The sequence below is a fragment of the Sporomusa sp. genome (assembly GCF_035561155.1).
Classification (GTDB): domain Bacteria; phylum Bacillota; class Negativicutes; order Sporomusales; family Sporomusaceae; genus Sporomusa.
The window spans coordinates 17,472-36,411 of record NZ_DATMYD010000094.1 but is presented as its reverse complement, the minus strand read 5'-3'; the positions used below and the strand labels follow the sequence as shown (position 1 = coordinate 36,411).

The window sequence follows — 18,940 nt, the reverse complement described above, 5'->3', positions numbered from 1 at the left end:
ACTTAGCTTCAGGTGGGGTTTTAACCCCATCTGAAGGTTAGTCGCCCTTATCCAGGGACTTAGCCGCTCGCCTGTGCCCTTTGGGTATAACTCCCACTTGTAGAAGATGGGAGTCTTAGAGCGGGTTAGTCATCGGATAAAGCATGTCCTTCTACTAGTTTGAAGAAAATGTAAGAACTTATACAATGATATGAGGTGGGGATATTTTTCCCCACCTTCATATCATACCCAGCATATAGCACTTCTATATGCAAATAGAACTACTGGCTGTTTTTAGTAAAATACTGCTATTTCACTAAGGAATCATCCAGGTCAGTACATATGCCTGGGCGTAGGTCATGAGACCGACCATTACAGCGAGAACGAGGGAGTGCATTACTGTGAAGTTAAACAGGTCACCCTCTTTTCCAACTAAACCAGTAGCAGCAGTAGCTACTGCAATACTCTGCGGCGAAATCATCTTACCAGTTACGCCACCTGAAGAGTTAGCAGCAACAGCCAGAACAGGATCCATACCAACCTGCTGGGCGGTAACGGCTTGCAGATTACCAAAGAGCGCATTAGCTGAAGTATCTGAACCTGTCAGGAAAACACCCAACCAACCAAGGAAAGCCGAGAAGAACGGGAAGAAGCTACCAGTCCCTGCTAAGAACAGGCCTAGAGTGGAGCTCATTCCAGAATAGTTCATAACATAAGCAAGACCAAGTACGCAAGGAATAGTGATAAGCGGTTTTGTCAACTGTTTAAAGGTTCTAACAAAGATATTAAAGAAGCGACTAGGACCAACACCTAAAATAGCCGCTGATATAATGCTAGCAATAAACAATGCGGTACCAGCCGCGCTTAGCCAGTTAATCTTATACAGAGCAGCCATCGCTGTCGATTTTTTAGCAATAGGTGCAACCTGCATAACAACTTTATCAAGGCCAGGAACTAGTATCTTGATTGATACTGTATCAATTACAGCTTGAACCGGCTTTAAACCCCAGAGAATAACCATTACTGTGAGGATGATGAACGGCGACCAAGCTTTTATAATTGTACCAAATGAATATACGGGAAGTTTAGTAGTAGTAGCTGCAGCAGCCTTTTCATCAGCAAATCTCCAGATTTTAGCAGGCTTCCACATTTTAAGGAATATTGTTAATGTTACAATTGTGGCGAGCGCAGAAAGTATATCGGGAAGTTCTGGGCCGATGAAGTTAGATGAGAAATACTGGATTGAGGCAAACGAAATACCAGCTACCAAACAAGCAGGTAGTACTTCCATTGCGGACTTCCAGCCTGACATAAGAACAACAAGCCAAATCGGAATAATTACCGATAGGAATGGCAGTTGGCGGCCAACCATGGAACTAATTTTCATAGTATCAAGGCCGGTTACCTGACCAGCTACGATAATCGGAATACCAATACCACCGAAAGCAACCGGTGCAGTATTAGCAATCAAGCAAAGTCCTGCGGCATATAGCGGATTAAAGCCAAGACCTACTAGCATGCCTGCGGAAATAGCAACAGGTGTACCGAAACCAGCAGCTCCTTCCAGGAATGCGCCAAAAGCGAAAGCAATGAGCAGAGCTTGCAGACGACGGTCATCTGTAATAGAAGCAATTGAGTTTTTGATGATTTCAAATTGACCGGTCTCTACGGTCATATTGTAAATGAAAATTGCGGTAATAACGATCCAAAAGATGGGGAATACACCATACATTGCGCCCATACCGGTAGCGGTAAGAACTGTTGCAACAGGCATTTTGTATACCAGTATTGCTACAAGCACTGCCGATGTTACAGCGGCTGCGCCTGCAATTTGACCAGGTGTCCGGCGTATGGCAAGCAGATAAAAGATAATAATCATCGGAATTGCTGCCATGAATGCCGATAAAGCTAAATTTCCCATTGGGTCATATATTTGTGTCCACGTCATGAAATTTACACCCCTCTTTTTTAGCTTTAACGCTTTCTCTTTAATCAACTCAGTTTAAACAGTCTATTGGTTAAAAATTACGTTAATTCACCCCTCTTTCAATATATAGTTTCAAAAACTACATATCCTTTTTACGTGCACCCCTCGCCCGATGCCGTACATTTTAAATACTCTAAAAATGCCGGCCTTAAGGACTGGTGGTCTGACCATCTTACCTCTGATGCTATTCTACTTGTGTTTTACAAAATCCTGCTTTAAAATGCAAATATTTATAACTTTTTATCATTTTACTATTTTCATAATAAATAAATAAAGGGCTGCGCTTCCAGCGCTGCCCTTTAAAACTAACCAAGTAATGCCCCTAGAGCTATCGACATAATTTTTGCCTCGTAGGTATCGGCTCTTGATGTTACTACCACTGGTTTAGCCGCACCTAAAACCAAGCCGGCAATTTTACCGTTGGCGATATAGACCAGTGATTTGCCAAGCATATTACCGGCTTCGATATCAGGTGTAACCAGGATATCGGCCATTCCGGCCACAGGACTCCTGATACCTTTATGTTTAGCGGCCTCCAGGTTGATAGCGTTATCTAGTGCTAACGGACCATCAACAATAGCACCTTTAATCTGCCCCCGGTCAGCCATTTTCGCCAGGGCAGCTGCTTCAAGCGTTGCCGGCATATCAGGATTAACCACCTCAACAGCAGCTAAGACGGCTATTTTGGCAGGACTGATTCCTAGCACGTTAGCCAATTGAACACAATTTTGAATAATATCGGCTTTTTGCTGTAGTGTAGGCGCAATATTCATTCCGCCATCGGTTATCATAATGAGCCGATTAAATCCAGGAAGTTCGTATACGGCAGTGTGGCTGAGCACCCTGCCTGTTCTTAGACCAATCTCTTTGTCTAGTACTGCTCTTAAAAAATCGGCGGTGTTAATTAGACCTTTCATAAGCACGTCAGCTTCGCCGCTTGACACCAAGGCTACCGCTCGATATGCCGCTTTACGTTCATCAGGTTCGTGAATCATTTTAACATCATCCAGGGTAACGCCAAGCTTATCTGCAGTAGCTTTGATCTTATCAATATCACCTACCAGAGTAAAATCGGCAAGTTTTTGTTCGCGTGCTCCCTGAACAGCTTCAAGGACGGCATCGTCCTGGGCTGCTGCCACCGCTACCCGCTTAGGAGATTTATTCTTTACTGCGTCAAGTATATCTTCAAAACTTTTAAGCAGTTTGTCAGTCAAGTGCTTCCTCTCCTTTAGCATATTCAGGAAAATAGCTCATACTAGTCTTTTTCCATTCCCGCGTGCTGAATAATAGGGTGTAGATATCAAGGCCAGCTGCTTTCGCTAGTTCCTCGGCTAAACGCCGGCATTCATCGCGGGTATGAGCATGTAGCATTGTATAAAAATTATAAGGCCAGTCTGGTTGAGGGATGCGGGCATAGCAGTGGGTAACCGCCCTAAAACCGGACATAAGCTGCCCCACTTCCGCAAGTTGCTGTTCAGGTACTATCCAGGCACACAGCGCATTAGCAGCATAACCGACTTCACGGTGCCTGAGTACTGCTCCCATTTTGCGGAGTTGTCCAGACATACGGTATTTGCTCAGTCTTTCCAGTAGTTCTTGTTCGCTAATCCCAATTTGATGAGCCAGTTCCTTGTAGGGCTCGGCTACCAAAGGAAACTCACCCTGCATGACGGCAATTATTTTTTTATCCAGGTTATCTAACATAAGACACCTCGCCAACTGCTGTTCATCACTTTAAGCAGTCCTAATTCTCCCTATAAATTAAACTCCACGCTGACCTTATACTTTTCAGTGGCAGGCAGGCTAATAAGGCCATCAACCCCCGGCAGACTGGAAATAGCCGCTAGCGTCCGGTCTTGTTCGGCCTGCTCTGAGGTAAGGAGTGTAAACCAAAGGTTATATTCACCCTCACGTTCGTAATTATGCGTGACACCCGGATAGGCATTAATAGCCTCCGCAACTGCCTCAATACAGGCTGCACGCACTTTAACTGCTGCCAGCGTACTGACATAGCCTAAGCAAGCCGAGTCAAAGAAAGCACCTAAGCGTCTTATATAACTATGGTCTTTTAGCCAAGATAGCCGTTCTAACACAGTAGCCTCATCAACATCCAGCCACTCAGCCACCTTTGCAAAAGGCCGCGGCTCGATGGGCAATCTTGTTTGAATAATATTAAGCAGTTCTTTATCAAAAGTGGTTAGCATGCATGCCTCCTAACTATAATTATGTAATTAAGCAAAGGGAACAGCCGGCCGACTGTCCCCTCAGTGTAGCATTATTATTTTAACAAAATATTCCTTATTACGTCAAGAAGTTCATCCCGACCAGCACCATTTACGGCTGAATAAGTGATAATACGGCCATCCGGGTCAAGTAAAGGCATAGTAATGCCTTTACTTATTGCCTGGACATGCTGCTGGATACGACCTTTGGTAATTTTATCGGCTTTAGTAGCTACCACTTGAACAGTAAGGCCATGCTCCACCAGCCATCGATAGACGTTAATATCACTCTCCATTGGTGGATGGCGAACGTCAATTAGTTGGCATACCAGCTTAAGCCGAGTTGATTTGAGCCAGTATTCTTCAATAAACTTAGACCAAGTTGCCCTCGCTGTCTGAGCCCTTTTGGCATACCCGTAGCCGGGAAGATCAACAAGCATAAAATCTAATCGTGACTCGTCAGGAAGTTTGCCGGTCAGACTAAAAAAATTAATCGTCTGTGTCTTGCCCGGCGTACCGCTGGTACGGGCCAGACCATGCCGGCGGCATAGTGAATTAATAAGCGATGACTTGCCGACATTAGAGCGGCCAATAAAAGCAATTTCACTTAAATTGCCCTCAGGATACTGGTTGGCATTAACAGCAGTAGCTACATAGCTGGCACTTACAATATTAAACGAAGCAATATCTGCCATTACTCGGTCACCAATGCCGTTTTGAGCACTTCATCCATATGTTCAACAAGGACAAACTCCAGACTGCGTTTTACGTTAGCCGGGATTTCGTCAATATCGCGCTTATTTTCTTTCGGCAGCATTACTTTCCTTATACCTGCCCGGTGAGCGGCAAGGACTTTCTCCTTGATGCCACCTACAGGTAGTACCCGGCCACGAAGAGTTATTTCCCCCGTCATGGCAATATCGCTTCTGACCGGTTTGCCGGTAAGTGCTGAAGCTACGGCAGTAGCCATAGTTATACCAGCCGACGGGCCATCTTTCGGAATAGCGCCTTCCGGTAAATGAATGTGGATATCAAGTTTTTCATGAAAATCTTCTTCAATTCCCAGATCCTTGGCGCGTGAACGGATATAGCTGAACCCGGCCTGAGCCGATTCTTGCATTACGTCGCCTAATTGGCCAGTCAGGGTCAATTTACCTTTGCCTCTCATAGTGGAAATTTCAACCGCCAGTACGTCGCCACCTACTTCAGTCCAAGCCAAGCCAGTAGCTACACCTACCTGACTGGTTTCTTCAGCTTGAGCATGACGGTATTTAGGCGCACCAAGGAATGTATGCAGATTTTGCGCAGTAATTTTGATAACCGGCCCCTGCTCTTGAACAATTTTGCGGGCGACTTTGCGGCAAAGATTGGCGATATTTCGTTCAAGGTTTCTTACGCCGGCTTCACGAGTATAGTCGCGGATGACTTTTTGGATTGTACCCTCAGAAAAAGAGATCTGCTTAGCTGATAGGCCGTGGTCAGTTGTTTGTTTCGGGATAAGATAACGTTTTGCTATCTCCACTTTTTCTTCTTCGGTATAACCGGCAATAGTGATAACTTCCATACGGTCTAATAATGGCCGCGGAATATTATGCATCACATTGGCTGTAACCACCCAAAGCACCCGGGACAAGTCGTACGGAAGTTCAACATAATGATCGCTAAATGAATTATTTTGTTCAGGATCAAGTACTTCAAGCAGAGCGGCTGACGGGTCACCCCGGAAATCAGCACTCATTTTATCAATTTCATCTAAGAGAAAGACCGGATTTTTAGATCCGACAGTACGCATTCCTTGAATAATACGTCCTGGCAGCGCTCCAACATAGGTCCGCCGGTGGCCTCTAATTTCGGCTTCATCTCTAACGCCACCTAACGAAACGCGGACAAACTTTCGCTCCATTGCCCGGGCAATTGAGCGAGCCAACGAAGTTTTGCCAACACCCGGAGGTCCGACAAGACAAAGAATCGGCCCTTTCATTTTTTCAGTCAGTTTACGGATAGAAAGGTATTCTAAAATACGTTCTTTAACTTTTTCCAGCCCGTAATGGTCTTCGTCCAATATCCCTTCGGCCACAGTAATATCCAGTCGGTCTTCAGTCTCAATATTCCACGGCAATGCCAAAAGCCAATCAAGATACGTACGAATTACACCGCTTTCGGCCACCATAGGCGGCATTTTTTCCAAACGGTCAATTTCCTTGTTAATTTTTTCTGCTACATCTTTGGGCAGGTTTTGTTCTTTAACCCGCTGGCGATATTCTTCTACTTCAGCGGTACGCTCGTCTTTTTCGCCTAATTCTTTTTGGATGGCTTTGAGCTGTTCACGCAAGTAATATTCTTTTTGAGTTTTTTCCATCTGCTTGCGGACCCGGACATGAATTTTTTTCTCAAGTTCCAGAATCTCCATCTCGCGGCCTAGAATTTCACATAGGCGTTCCAGCCGATCATTGACACTGACTGCCTCTAACAGTATTTGTTTATCTTCAATTTTAAGCGATAAATGACTGGCGATAAGGTCAGTTAAACGGCCGGGTTCTTCAACCACAACCACAGAGACAAGAGTTTCAGGGGGTATCTTCTTGCTCAGTTTAACCCATTGTTCAAACTGATTAATTGCGGTACGGGTAAGCGCTTCGGTTTCCGGTGTTTTGGGTTCAACCTCGGAAAACTCGCGAATTTGCACTTGATAATAAGGATCAAAGCTGATAAACTCTTCAATCTCCCCGCGATGCAAGCCTTCAACAAGCACCCGGATAGTGCCTCCCGGTAATTTCAATAACTGCTTAATCTCAGCGACAGTGCCCACTGAAAAGATATCGTCAGGCTGAGGTGTGTCATTTTGGGCATCTTTTTGTGTAGCCAGCATGATCAGCCGGTCTTGAACCATGGCTTCTTCTAAGGCGCTAATTGACTTTTCCCGGCCAACATCCAGATGAATAATCATATATGGGAAAACTAATATGCCTCTTAGCGGCAAGAGTGGTATTGTACGCCGTTTTTCCGCCAACATTATTTCCTCCCTTCGGTAACCCGCGGTATTTATTAGTTAATAGTATTTCAACACCGCTATTTAAAATATTCTGAGTGCTTGCTAAAAAATCCTCTTATTTGCCAATAATAACAGCCGGGTTAGTAACCCGGCTAAAATTATTTACACCTTATCGATACCGGCAGCTGCAAGTACCTCCGGCATAGCTGCCGGTGCATCCTGCCGTAAAACTTCACCACTCTTAACCATTGCGTGTTTTAATACCTCTTGTAGGGTTTCAACAGGAATGACCTCAATATCCATATCCTTATATATCTCCTGCCAGTTTTCCTTAGGGATTATAACCCGGCGTGCGCCAGCTTGCTTGGCAGCCATTACCTTGGCACTTACACCACCGACAGGTTTTACAAAGCCGCGAATGGAAATTTCGCCAGTCATAGCTACAGTGTTATCAATCGGTACATTGTGAACGGCCGAGTAAATAGCGGCTGCTACCGTCACACCGGCTGACGGACCATCAACCGGGATCCCACCGGGGAAGTTAACATGTATGTCATATTTAGGATATTCAATGCCAAATTCTTTGGCCAACACCGTAAGTACATTATCAAGCGAACCTTTTGCCATGCTCTTGCGGCGCATGGTACGCCCCGGCGAACCAATCTCCTCTTCATCTACGACGCCAGTAACAGTCATTTTGCCTGTACCATAGTTATTAGGCACTGCTGTCACTTCCAGTTCCATAAGCATGCCAATATTTGCCCCATATACAGCCAAACCGTTTACTACGCCTACTTGGGGTTTGAGTGGAATTTTTTTCTCAGGCCGCGGACTATACTGTCCAAAATTGATAACCCACTCAACATCAGCTTGAGTAATAGTTCTTTCGTTTTTGCCGCTGCTTTGGACAATACCGGCAGCAATCTGGATGATGTTTACAGCTTCGCGTCCGTTAGTTGCATAACGCTTAATAACCTCTAAAGCGCCTTCAGCAAGGGTATAGTTAATTTTTTTTGTGGCGTTTAGGGCTACCATAGCAATTTCATCTGATAGCAGCGGTCGGAAAAAAATTTCGACGCACCGGGAGCGAATCGCTGGTGGAATGTCCTGGGGCATACGAGTCGTAGCCCCGATGAGCCTAAAATCTGCAGGTAGACCATTTTGAAATATGTCGTGTATGTGCTGAGGTATATTAGTGTCTTCACTGTTATAGTATGAACTGTCCAAAAACACTTTCCGGTCTTCCAGCACCTTTAATAGTTTATTCATCTGGATATGGTGGAGTTCACCAATTTCATCAATAAACAGCACTCCGCCGTGCGCCTTAGTTACCGCTCCGGGTTTCGGTTGGGGAATGCCAGCCATCCCCATCTGACCGGCTCCTTGATAAATTGGATCATGTACCGTACCGATAAGCGGATCGGCAATACCGCGCTCATCAAATCTGGCTGTCGTAGCGTCAAGCTCCATAAATTTGGCAGCAATTTTAAAAGGTGAATAGCCATTCCGCCTGGCTTCATTAAGTACTAAACGAGCTGCCGCAGTTTTGCCTACGCCAGGTGGTCCGTAAATAAGTACATGCTGAGGATTAGCGCCGCATAACGCTGCGCGGAGCGCTTTAAGGCCTTCTTCCTGACCAACAATTTCAGAAAAGTCGGTTGGTCGGGTTTTTTCAGCCAGCGGCTCGGTTAAGGATATCTCCCGCATTTTTTGCAGTTTGTCCATTTCTTTTCTGGATTCGCGCTCTACCGCCATCCTGTTGCCTTGCTGCGATTTTAATAGGTTCCAGAAATAGAGCCCGATAACCACAGCAAAAAACAACTGAATCACACTGATAATATTTACAGCATAATCCAAAGTTCCATGAACCTCCTTCCCCGGCAAAAAGATTTGATTGTTTTTGCTCTACCATGTGTCTAGTATAGGCAATGAATATTATTTTATCCTGGCAAAACCCGGCAAGCAGACTGTTTGAAAAACGACTCATATGCCAGGATTAAAAAATAAAAGGAGCCTAGCGGCTCCTTTTATTAAGCAGATTCTTCTTTTTTCTTGGTTTTGCGTTCTGCAGTCACCAGCATAGGTTCTTCTTTGTTAACGATGACCTCTTTGGTGACAATGCACTTAGCAATATCAGTACGCGACGGGATATCATACATGACATTACGCATGATACCCTCAATAATGGCCCTAAGTCCCCTAGCACCGGTGTTGCGTTTTAATGCTTCCGAGGCAATGGCTTTTAACGCCTCGTCTTTAAATTCAAGTTGAACATTGTCAATCTCCAAGAATTTCTGATACTGTTTAACCAGAGCATTCTTAGGCTCAATTAAGATACGTACCAACGCCTCTTCATCAAGAGCATCCAACGTAACAATAACAGGCAAACGTCCGACAAACTCGGGAATAAGCCCAAATTTGAGGAGGTCTTCCGGAAGAATGTTCTTAAGAATCTCGCCCAATTGCTTTTTTTCTTTACTGCGGACTTCAGCACCAAAGCCCATAGATTTTTTGCCTGTTCTGGCGCTAATAAGCTTATCGATGCCGTCAAAGGCACCACCGCAAATAAAAAGAATGTTAGTGGTGTCGATTTGAATAAATTCCTGATGTGGATGCTTACGACCACCCTGCGGCGGTACACTGGCTACTGTGCCCTCCAGTATCTTAAGCAAGGCCTGTTGCACGCCTTCACCGGAAACATCACGGGTGATTGAGGGGTTTTCCGACTTGCGGGCAATTTTATCAATTTCATCAATGTAAACAATACCCTTTTCAGCTTTTTCCACATCATAATCAGCAGACTGGATGAGTTTTAAGAGAATGTTTTCTACGTCCTCACCTACATAACCTGCTTCGGTTAACGAGGTGGCATCAGCTACCGCAAAGGGAACATTGAGGATTTTAGCCAGCGTTTGAGCCAACAGCGTTTTACCACTGCCAGTCGGACCAAGCATAATGATGTTAGACTTTTGCAATTCAACATCATCCATTTTAGCACCCAAGTTGATCCGCTTGTAATGATTGTACACAGCCACAGCCAATGATTTCTTAGCTTCTTCCTGACCAATTACATACTGATCGAGGATATCTTTTATCTCTTTGGGTTTAGGGACATCCCTGAGCTCGACATCCATATCCTCGCTCAGTTCTTCTTCAATGATCTCGTTGCAAAGTTCTATACATTCATCACAAATATATACGCCTGGCCCGGCAACAAGTTTTTTTACCTGTTCCTGCAGTTTGCCGCAAAACGAACACTTTAGTTGACCCCTGTCATCACCGAATTTCAACATATTACCACCTCTCTACTTGGGAGTCTCCTTGTGTCTGTCACCCCGCACCACGACTGCGTCTATAAGGCCGTAGTCTTTTGCTTGCTCACTGGACATGAAGAAATCACGTTCAGTGTCACGTTGGATTTTTTCCATTGGCTGACCGGTATGGTGGACAAGGATGCCATTTAGGTGTTCTCGCATACGAAGAATTTCCCGAGCATGAATTTCAATATCGGTAGCTTGCCCCTGCGTACCACCAAGCGGTTGATGAATCATAATCCGTGAATTAGGAAGGGCATAGCGTTTACCTTTAGCGCCAGAAGCAAGAAGCAAAGCACCGGCACTAGCTGCTTGACCCATGCAGGTAGTGGTAACGTCCGGCTTGACATATTGCATAGTATCATACATAGCCATCGCAGCAGTTACTACTCCACCTGGACTATTAATATATACATGAATATCTTTTTCCGGATCTTCAGACTCCAAAAACAACAGCTGAGCAATAAACAAATTTGCCACATTGTCGTCAATTGGTCCGCCGATAAATACGATACGGTCCTTTAACAGCCGCGAGTAGATATCATACGCCCGCTCGCCGCGGTTAGACTGCTCTACTACAATTGGCACATAGGGCATAACAAATCACCTCAAAATCCTAATTTATTGTGCTGCAACACTATCAATTACGAGTTGGGCAGCTTTTTTACGCAGAACAGAGTCTCTTAGTGCCTGGAATCGGTTAGTTTCACGAATCACTTTGGCAATTTCTTCAACTGTGGTCTGATAATTTTGAGCCATAGACTCAATTTCCTTCTGGAGTTCTTCAGGCGCAGCTGTAAATTCTTCAGCTTTAACAATAGCCTCAAGTACCAGGTCGGTTTTTACGTTATATAACGCTGATGCACGGTAGTTTTCCCGTAAGGCTGCCATATCCATTTTAGTATATTCGAGATATTTTTCAAGTTGCATGCCGCGCTGCTGTAAATTTACATCGAGATCTTGAATCATATTATCAATTTGGTTTTCAACCATTACTTCAGGAACGTCAATTTCAGCATTATCAACTACCGCTTTAATAGCAGCTGTGCGGAACTCGCGGTCAGCTTTAGCTACAGCAGCCTGTTCTAACTTATTCTTAATATCGCCTTTTAATTCCGCAAGAGTATCAAATTCGCTGGTTTCTTTGGCAAACTCATCGTCAAGCTCAGGCATTTCCTTACGCTTGATGTCATGAATATTTACCGTAAACTTAGCGGCTTTACCAGCTAATTCGGCAACAAAGTAATCTTCGGGGAAAGAAACACTTACTTCCCGTTCGTCGCCTGACTTAGCGCCAACCAGTTGGTCTTCAAAACCAGGAATAAAGCTTCCTGAACCGATTTCAAGCGGATAGCTCTTGCCTTCACCACCATCGAACGGAACACCGTCAACATAGCCCTTAAAGTCGATAATGGCCAAGTCGCCTTGTTTAAGCTCAGCGTCCTCTACCACTACCATTTTGGCGCTGCGGCTGCGATTTTTTTCCAGTTCATTGTCTACGTCCGCGTCAGTAACTTCGGCAGCCGTCTTTTCTATAACGAGACCTTTATATTGACCTAAAGTAACTTCAGGCTTTTTAACTACAGTGGCTTTAAACACCAACGGTTGGTCTTCCCCTAAAGTAACAACCTCAATTTCCGGACGGCCAACAGGATCGATTGCCTGTTCTTCCAAAGCTTTGGCATACGCCTCAGGAGCCAGGATTTCAAAAGCCTCGTCAAGCAATGCTTCTTTACCGATGCGCATTTCAACTACTTTACGGGGGGCTTTGCCTTTACGGAAACCGGGAATGTTGACCTGATTAGCCAGCTTGCGGTAAGCCTTTTCAATAGCTTTAGCTACCTCAGTCTGGGGGATTTCAAGATTAAGCACCGTTTTATGATTGTCTATTCTTTCCGCTGTTACCTTCATTTATGTATTGCCTCCTTATTAAATTAACTGCTGACACAGCTTAATTAATTGTCAACATAGTCCCGCTAATAGTATTCCCATTATTGACATAAATTTTATGGTTTTCCTGGTTTAACCATTATTTTTTTCCGGCCAGTGTCCATAATTTGCAGCAATGTCATGAATAATATCATACCACAACTGAATAACAAAGACAAGATATGAGCAAAAAACCCAGCAGATATATGCTGGGTTATGTGTAATGGAGCGGAAAACGAGATTCGAACTCGCGACCCTCGCCTTGGCAAGGCGATGCTCTACCGCTGAGCTACTTCCGCGTATTGGTGCTAACAACAATATTGATTATATACCGTAATTTATTATTTGTCAACCTGAATATTGACTAATTTAGTCCTTCAGCTAACACCTGCCTGCCATCCTGCATATTATGTGATAAGGCATATACAGGAAAGTATAGACGCCCACAAAGGAGGCTGGTCAGTTGTATTACCGTCTGAACAATAACAGTGTATTAGTGGAGGGCCAGGCACGGGGAGCCATCTATGATCTAACCTCAGGCCGTGTGTATTCTATTAACCAGGGAGCCGTTAAACTATTACAGGAATGCAATAAAGCGGCGCTCGAAGACATAATGGATCTTAATTTGCCTGATAACAAGCGGTATCTATCATTTCTTGATAACTTGACAGCCAAAGGACTGGGCGCCGTTTACACTGAACCTCCCGTCCAAAAACCAACGAAAAATCTACCAAATTATCAGCCTAAACTCGAATTTGTCTGGCTGGAACTTACCTCAAGCTGCAACAATCGCTGCCTGCACTGCTATTCAGCAAGCAGTCCCCATACACCTGTGAGTTCTGTACCGCATGATCGATGGCTGGAGATTATCAGCGAGGCTCGTCAGGAAGGAGCTGATGGTATCCAACTCATTGGCGGCGAACCACTGCTTTATCCCAGGTGGCGAGAGCTGGTTATCAAAGCACAGGAAGAAAACTATGAAATAATTGAAATATTTACCAATGCCACACTTGTCGATGATGACTGTATCGATTTTTTTAAACAGCATAACGTTAGCATTGCTACCACCATTTACGCTGATAACGCTCCAGTCCATGACACAGTCACCCTCCATACCGGCAGCTTTGATAAAACCATGTCGGCTATTAAAAAGATTTTAGCTAAAGATATTCCCCTTCGGATTGCTTCAATAATTATGAAAGCCAACGAGCACGAAGTAACAAACATCATGAACTTATATACAGAACTAGGACTTGAGCCTGTGCCACCAGATGTTGTACGGCCCACAGGACGAGGCGATGACCAGGACCTACTCCCCCTAAACTACACTAAACCACCGATTAGACCGCCGTTTTTTACTGATCCCGAATCGTTTGCCAAAGCACAGAACTTCCATAGCTGTTTAGCCGGACGGCTAGCCATAACGGCTGACGGCGATGTCATACCTTGTATATTTGCCCGCAATCAAGTATGCGGGAACATATTGCATTCACCACTTAACGACATACTTAAAGGACAATCGCTTACAGAGTGCTGGTGTACAACTAAAGACTGTGTAATTAAGTGCAAAGGCTGCGAGTATCGCTATGCCTGTGGCGACTGCCGTCCGCTCGCTCAAGGCCTGGACCCTCATAAATCCTGGCAAGCCGCCCCTGCCGACTGCTCATATAACCCTTACACTGGAAAATGGGAGGAAGATCATCATGTCTAATGAAAAATATAAAAATCCTAAGTGGGAAACTCCTAAAATGGAAGAATGGACGGACGATTTTGAAGACGATGAGTTTGACGATGAAGAGTTTGACGATCGGGTTACCAATATAGGCTGTCAGCCCTCCTGGAGTCCTTGCCCTCCTTCCCATCAAGTAGGGTGCCGTCCCTCTTGGTCACCTTGTCGGCCTAATCAGCCAATAGGCTGCCACCCCTCTTGGGCTCCTTGCCAGCCTAATCCCCCAATAGGCTGCCGCCCCTCTTCGGCTCCTTGCCAGCCCCGTTTATGCTCTCCACGTTTTTGCTGGCCACGTCAATGTTCCCCGCGTAAATGCATGCCTAGCGCTCATCGCCCCTGCAACCCGCTGTAACTCCCTGAAATAAAAAAGGCGTTTAAACACGCCTTTTTTTATATTTTGAATCGCTTGTAATCCTACTATTCTATTTTTGCCGGTTGTCTAACACTGCTGGGAAATATAGATGCAGTATGAACTGCCGCAATAAGTGACCCAATTACATCGGCTACTAAATCAAGATTCGTGTCAAGCAGGCTTGGTTGACTGGGAACACTCGGCTTAGCAATTAAATCTCCTATAAATTCACCGATCTCATAGAAAACGCCAACACTTAACCCCAAAGAGATAACAAAGATAAAACTAAAAGTACGGCTTATTACAGGCTTGGTAATTTGACAGATAAGGTTATAAGCAAAGAGAGAGAATGCATAGCTTCCAAAAACATGCTGAATTTTATCAAAAATTGTTGATGTAGCGTATAGATTTACATATAGTCCCAAAAAAGAATCACTAATAAGCATCGCCATCACAAGGGCCCGTATGGTGTTTTTGATTTCAATACTATATTTTGTTTCAATAAATGTATAAATTACCCATACACACGCTTTTACCGCAATGTTTTGCGCATACTCATGCCGACCCTGCGTTAGCAAGGCTATTATTATCGCTATCAAAACGGCAATAAATATTCCCGTAAGGCAAAAGAGAATCTTTCGATGATTTGTCAACAAAACCCCTCCCTGCCTCTTATTATTGTCCAGTTTAGCAAAACAATAACCAGAAGAATTTGTCTTTCAACAACTAAAAAACTCCTTCAGAATCGGCCTCTTTCATATCCCAGGAAATATATGGTATCATAAAAGCACAGCATATATAGAGTTTCAAATAACGAAATTAGGAGGTAATTTGATGAGAGCAATCGTAAGTAAAGACTTTTTCCTCAGTCAAACACTCCCCATCAAGAAAATTGACCGCATAGCAATCTCTGCATATGGCGGCGATTTATCTGGCGCCAGTTTAGGCAGTGCGGAAAATTTTCGGATACCGGCAGATGTGTTAGAGCCCGGACAGATTATTCTTACGCCACTTGAGTGGCGTAATCTTCTTACCAGAGTGCAAAATTGGCCGGCTGGCATGGGAATTATTAGCTTATAGTACTGAGGATTTATATCGCGTGCACTGTTGCAGAGTTATTACAAAACAAAAAACTTCCAGGATAAAATCCTGAAAGTCTTTGTTTTCTTGTTTGGTGCGGGAGACAGGAATTGAACCTGCACGCCTCGCGGCGCTAGATCCTAAGTCTAGTGCGTCTGCCAGTTCCGCCACTCCCGCATTGTTTAGCAGCTTTTCGCTGCAGATGTAATATTATCATAGTAAATGCACTATGTCAATATCAATATTTACCAGTGGTGACCCACGATGGACTCGAACCATCGACACCCTGATTAAAAGTCAGGTGCTCTACCGACTGAGCTAGTAGGTCATAAATCTGTTAAAGCTAAGTGGTGACCCACGATGGACTCGAACCATCGACACCCTGATTAAAAGTCAGGTGCTCTACCGACTGAGCTAGTAGGTCATCGTATTAAGGATGTTCCGCGCTAACGCTTGGAACTAAGCGATTCGCACAGGCTTACACTCCTAGAAACCTGGCTCTCTGCTTAAATGGCAGGGGCGGCTGGACTCGAACCAACGCATGACGGAGTCAAAGTCCGTTGCCTTACCGACTTGGCGACGCCCCTACTGTATTAAACTTATTGGGGTGACTAGAGGGTCTCGAACCCTCGAATACCGGAGCCACAATCCGGCGTGTTAACCACTTCACCATAGCCACCATATGAATATCGTTTAACGACAGAATTTATTCTATCATGCCAACTTAATCATGTCAAGAACATTTTTTAACTCTGTTGAGTTGTCGTTAGCGACATTTGCTAGTATAGCAAATTATTATCCAAAAAGCAATAATAAATTTTCGCTCATCTTTTATACTGGTTTAGGCCGGACACGATTTGTCGGGATCGCGCTCATAGGCTCATCAGGCCAATAATGTTTCGGATATCGCCCCATCAAATCCCGTTTTACTTCAAAATAGGTTTTACTCCAGAAATTGGCTAAATCTTGAGTCACCTGTACTGTTCGTTGTGAGGGAGACAACAAATGCAGTGTTAAGCGAACTTTCCCCCTTGCGATACATGGCGTTTCTGTGAGGCCGAACATCTCCTGCAGCTTTACAGCCAATACCGGCGAGTCAGGATCACTGTAATCTATAGGAATTCTTTGATTGCTAGGTACAATCAGATGTGTAGGCGCATAAGTATCAAGCTCCTGAAGTTGCTCCCAACTAAGCATAGCTTCTAATATAGTAGTAAGGTTTAGCTGCGCTAGTTGAGCCCGACTTGTTAAACCATAGACATACGGCCCTAGCCAGCTCTCAAGTGCATGAAGTAGCGCCTCATCCGAAACATCCGGCCACATTTGTTCCCTGCGGTGAATGAACAACAGGCGTTGCCGCAACTGTCGCGTGGTACGCGTCCAAGGTAATATTGACAACCCCTCTCTGGCAATCCCAGCAATTAAAGCGGCTGAAATAGCTGCCGGGTCAGGTTCAGTATAAGGACTTTCCTTTAGAATCAGAGTACCTAAACGTTCGCATATCTTTGATCGCACTGCTTGAACAGCCTCATCCCAAGTAACGGTAGTCTCCCTAACGATTTGTTGCCCCAGATAGCATCTTAATTGATCCAAAGCTACTGGTGCCCCCAGAAAAACGCGGCTTTCATTTCCTTGTCCATCAAGCTCCGCTGCCACTATATATGAGTTGTGCGCTAGTGGCTGCGTCTCTGATATTACAGCACCACGCCCATTCTCTAAAAGAAATTTGCCACTATCCCGCTTTTGCCCAATTCTATCAGGATAGGCCAAGGCCAATACTAAGCCACATGCATCAATGTCATCCTGGCAGTTAACAGAAATATCAAATTCCTGTTTGAAACGCTTACTTTCTGCCTCAATTCGCCGGCATGTACCTATATCCACCCCTTGAGAAATCAGCCAATCTGTATCAACTCTGCCATTTTTCAACTTACGAATCGCTTCAATACGAAGGCGCAAATCAACATCTGAGCCTCTAAAGAAGTCCCTCTCACTAAGAATAGCAGCAAGCTCACATGCCAGTCCTCCAAAGCCAATCTCAACAGCCTTAAGTATCATGTGAGCTAGTCGTGGGTGCAATCCTGTTTGGATCATCTGCCGCCCATGGGCGGTAATAGCGCCATTAGGTCCCACTGCTCCCAACTTATTGAGCAATTCACGCGCCTTGTAAAATGCCGCCTCAGGCGGCGAATCCAGCCATTGAAGCTGATCGGGGTTAGTAACTCCCCAGGCAGCCAGCTCGAGAGCAAGTGATGATAAATCAGCAGAAAAAATCTCTGGCGCAGTATTAGGCTCAAGATACATATCATCTTGTAGGGTCCAGAGACGGAAACACACACCCGGTCCCAACCGTCCGGCCCGTCCGCGACGTTGATCAGCAGCCGACCTGGACACCCGTATTGTCTCAAGACGGGTCAAACCAGTACGCGGCGAGAAGTGTGGTACGCGCATCAGCCCGCAGTCAACGACTATACGGACACCTTCAACCGTAAGGCTTGTTTCGGCAATGGAGGTAGCCAGAACCACCTTTCGTTCGCCAGGTGGACTTGGTAAAATGGCTAAGTCTTGGGCTGTCGGCGACAGGCTCCCATACAACGGCGAGACTTGTGCATACTGCGCAATGCCACCTTCCATCAACTTAGCCTGCACCCATCGAATTTCACCAGCTCCAGGCAAAAACACCAGTATATCACCCGAACCGCTGGTAAGTGCGCTAAATACAGCTTTCACGACATCTGCTTCAATGCGTTCATTACTTCGTCGCTCTAGATAATGAGTCTCAACAGGAAAAACTTGCCCACTGCCAAAAATTATGGGAGCATCCCTAAGAATACCAGCAACAGCTTCCGAATTCAGTGTTGCTGACATGACTAACAGCCGCAAATCTTCTCTAAGAACAGTTTGCGATTCCAACGCCAGTAACAAACCTAGATCAGCATGAAGGCTGCGCTCGTGAAATTCATCAAATATGATTAACCCTACCCCTTCCAGGGCTTGATCAGTCTGGAGCATCCGGGTAAGTATGCCTTCAGTAATTACCTCAATGCACGTTTTGGGTCCAACACAACTATCTAACCGGACTCGGTACCCCACAGTTTCCCCCACTTGTTCACCCAATGTTTGTGCCATATAACGGGCGGCCGCACGTGCCGCCAGTCGTCGGGGTTCAAGCATAAGGATGCGCCGTCCTTTAAGCCAGGCTTCATTTTTAAGTGCCAGTGGAATGCGAGTCGTCTTGCCTGAGCCAGGTGGCGCTACAAGCACAGCGTTAACCTGTGAACTAAGTGCTACCTTAAGATCAGGCAGTATATCTTCGATAGGAAGCCGATTCATTTGTCACCTCATAAAATATCAGG

14 protein-coding genes and 6 tRNA genes are annotated in these 18,940 nt (G+C 45.1%); 2 read left to right on the top strand and 18 right to left on the bottom strand.

The window, feature by feature from the left end:
- Nucleotides 1–295 precede the first annotated feature (295 nt).
- From VN447_RS12960 to VN447_RS12910, 11 genes are all read right to left on the bottom strand, one after another.
- A complete protein-coding gene (locus VN447_RS12960) occupies nucleotides 296–1,927 on the bottom strand; it encodes a lactate permease LctP family transporter (RefSeq protein ID WP_325525766.1) in 1,632 nt (543 codons plus the stop codon).
- A 344-nt stretch (nucleotides 1,928–2,271) separates the two neighbouring features.
- A complete protein-coding gene (locus VN447_RS12955) occupies nucleotides 2,272–3,180 on the bottom strand; it encodes a phosphate butyryltransferase (protein ID WP_325525765.1) in 909 nt (302 codons plus the stop codon).
- Entirely contained in the window at nucleotides 3,173–3,670 is a 498-nt protein-coding gene (locus tag VN447_RS12950; protein WP_325525764.1) for an AsnC family transcriptional regulator, read from the bottom strand. The genes VN447_RS12955 and VN447_RS12950 overlap by 8 nt, the downstream gene beginning before the upstream one ends.
- 50 nt (nucleotides 3,671–3,720) lie before the next feature.
- A complete protein-coding gene (locus VN447_RS12945) occupies nucleotides 3,721–4,170 on the bottom strand; it encodes an Lrp/AsnC family transcriptional regulator (protein WP_325525763.1) in 450 nt (149 codons plus the stop codon).
- 74 nt (nucleotides 4,171–4,244) lie between these two features.
- Entirely contained in the window at nucleotides 4,245–4,883 is a 639-nt protein-coding gene (yihA, locus tag VN447_RS12940) for a ribosome biogenesis GTP-binding protein YihA/YsxC (protein ID WP_325525762.1), read from the bottom strand.
- Nucleotides 4,883–7,198, bottom strand: coding sequence for an endopeptidase La (lon, locus tag VN447_RS12935; protein ID WP_325525767.1), 2,316 nt, complete (start codon nucleotides 7,196–7,198; stop codon nucleotides 4,883–4,885). The genes yihA and lon overlap by 1 nt, the downstream gene beginning before the upstream one ends.
- Nucleotides 7,199–7,342: 144 nt before the next feature.
- Nucleotides 7,343–9,037, bottom strand: coding sequence for an ATP-dependent protease LonB (lonB, locus tag VN447_RS12930; RefSeq protein ID WP_325525761.1), 1,695 nt, complete (start codon nucleotides 9,035–9,037; stop codon nucleotides 7,343–7,345).
- A gap of 173 nt (nucleotides 9,038–9,210) precedes the next feature.
- Entirely contained in the window at nucleotides 9,211–10,473 is a 1,263-nt protein-coding gene (gene clpX / locus VN447_RS12925) for an ATP-dependent Clp protease ATP-binding subunit ClpX (RefSeq protein WP_325525760.1), read from the bottom strand.
- Nucleotides 10,474–10,485: 12 nt separating this feature from the next.
- The gene (clpP, locus tag VN447_RS12920; RefSeq protein ID WP_325525759.1) at nucleotides 10,486–11,091 is read right to left on the bottom strand and encodes an ATP-dependent Clp endopeptidase proteolytic subunit ClpP; all 606 of its coding nucleotides are present in this window, start codon (nucleotides 11,089–11,091) and stop codon (nucleotides 10,486–10,488) included.
- A gap of 24 nt (nucleotides 11,092–11,115) precedes the next feature.
- Nucleotides 11,116–12,405, bottom strand: a complete 1,290-nt coding sequence (gene tig / locus VN447_RS12915) for a trigger factor (protein ID WP_325525758.1) — start codon at nucleotides 12,403–12,405, stop codon at nucleotides 11,116–11,118.
- Nucleotides 12,406–12,647: 242 nt separating this feature from the next.
- Nucleotides 12,648–12,722, bottom strand: a tRNA-Gly gene (locus VN447_RS12910).
- Nucleotides 12,723–12,886: 164 nt separating this feature from the next.
- Here VN447_RS12910 and VN447_RS12905 point away from each other — a divergent pair.
- Nucleotides 12,887–14,134 (top strand): radical SAM protein, encoded by a 1,248-nt coding sequence (locus VN447_RS12905; protein WP_325525757.1) that lies wholly within the window; start codon nucleotides 12,887–12,889, stop codon nucleotides 14,132–14,134.
- Between the two features lie 435 nt (nucleotides 14,135–14,569).
- Here the strand turns inward: VN447_RS12905 and VN447_RS12900 are convergent, their stop codons facing one another.
- Nucleotides 14,570–15,157: a hypothetical protein gene (locus VN447_RS12900; protein ID WP_325525756.1), complete on the bottom strand. Its 588-nt coding sequence runs from the start codon at nucleotides 15,155–15,157 to the stop codon at nucleotides 14,570–14,572.
- Between the two features lie 181 nt (nucleotides 15,158–15,338).
- Between VN447_RS12900 and VN447_RS12895 the strand changes: the two genes are divergently transcribed.
- Nucleotides 15,339–15,584: a hypothetical protein gene (locus VN447_RS12895; RefSeq protein WP_325525755.1), complete on the top strand. Its 246-nt coding sequence runs from the start codon at nucleotides 15,339–15,341 to the stop codon at nucleotides 15,582–15,584.
- Between the two features lie 92 nt (nucleotides 15,585–15,676).
- Here VN447_RS12895 and VN447_RS12890 read toward each other — a convergent pair.
- The 6 genes from VN447_RS12890 to hrpB form a co-directional block, all read right to left on the bottom strand.
- Nucleotides 15,677–15,761 (bottom strand) — tRNA-Leu (locus VN447_RS12890).
- Between the two features lie 75 nt (nucleotides 15,762–15,836).
- Nucleotides 15,837–15,912: transfer RNA gene (locus VN447_RS12885), tRNA-Lys, on the bottom strand.
- A 20-nt stretch (nucleotides 15,913–15,932) separates the two neighbouring features.
- Nucleotides 15,933–16,008, bottom strand: a tRNA-Lys gene (locus VN447_RS12880).
- Nucleotides 16,009–16,095: 87 nt separating this feature from the next.
- A tRNA-Gln gene (locus VN447_RS12875) sits at nucleotides 16,096–16,171 on the bottom strand.
- Nucleotides 16,172–16,187: 16 nt separating this feature from the next.
- Nucleotides 16,188–16,263: transfer RNA gene (locus VN447_RS12870), tRNA-His, on the bottom strand.
- A 152-nt stretch (nucleotides 16,264–16,415) separates the two neighbouring features.
- A complete protein-coding gene (gene hrpB, locus VN447_RS12865; RefSeq protein ID WP_325525754.1) occupies nucleotides 16,416–18,917 on the bottom strand; it encodes an ATP-dependent helicase HrpB in 2,502 nt (833 codons plus the stop codon).
- Nucleotides 18,918–18,940: the final 23 nt, after the last annotated feature.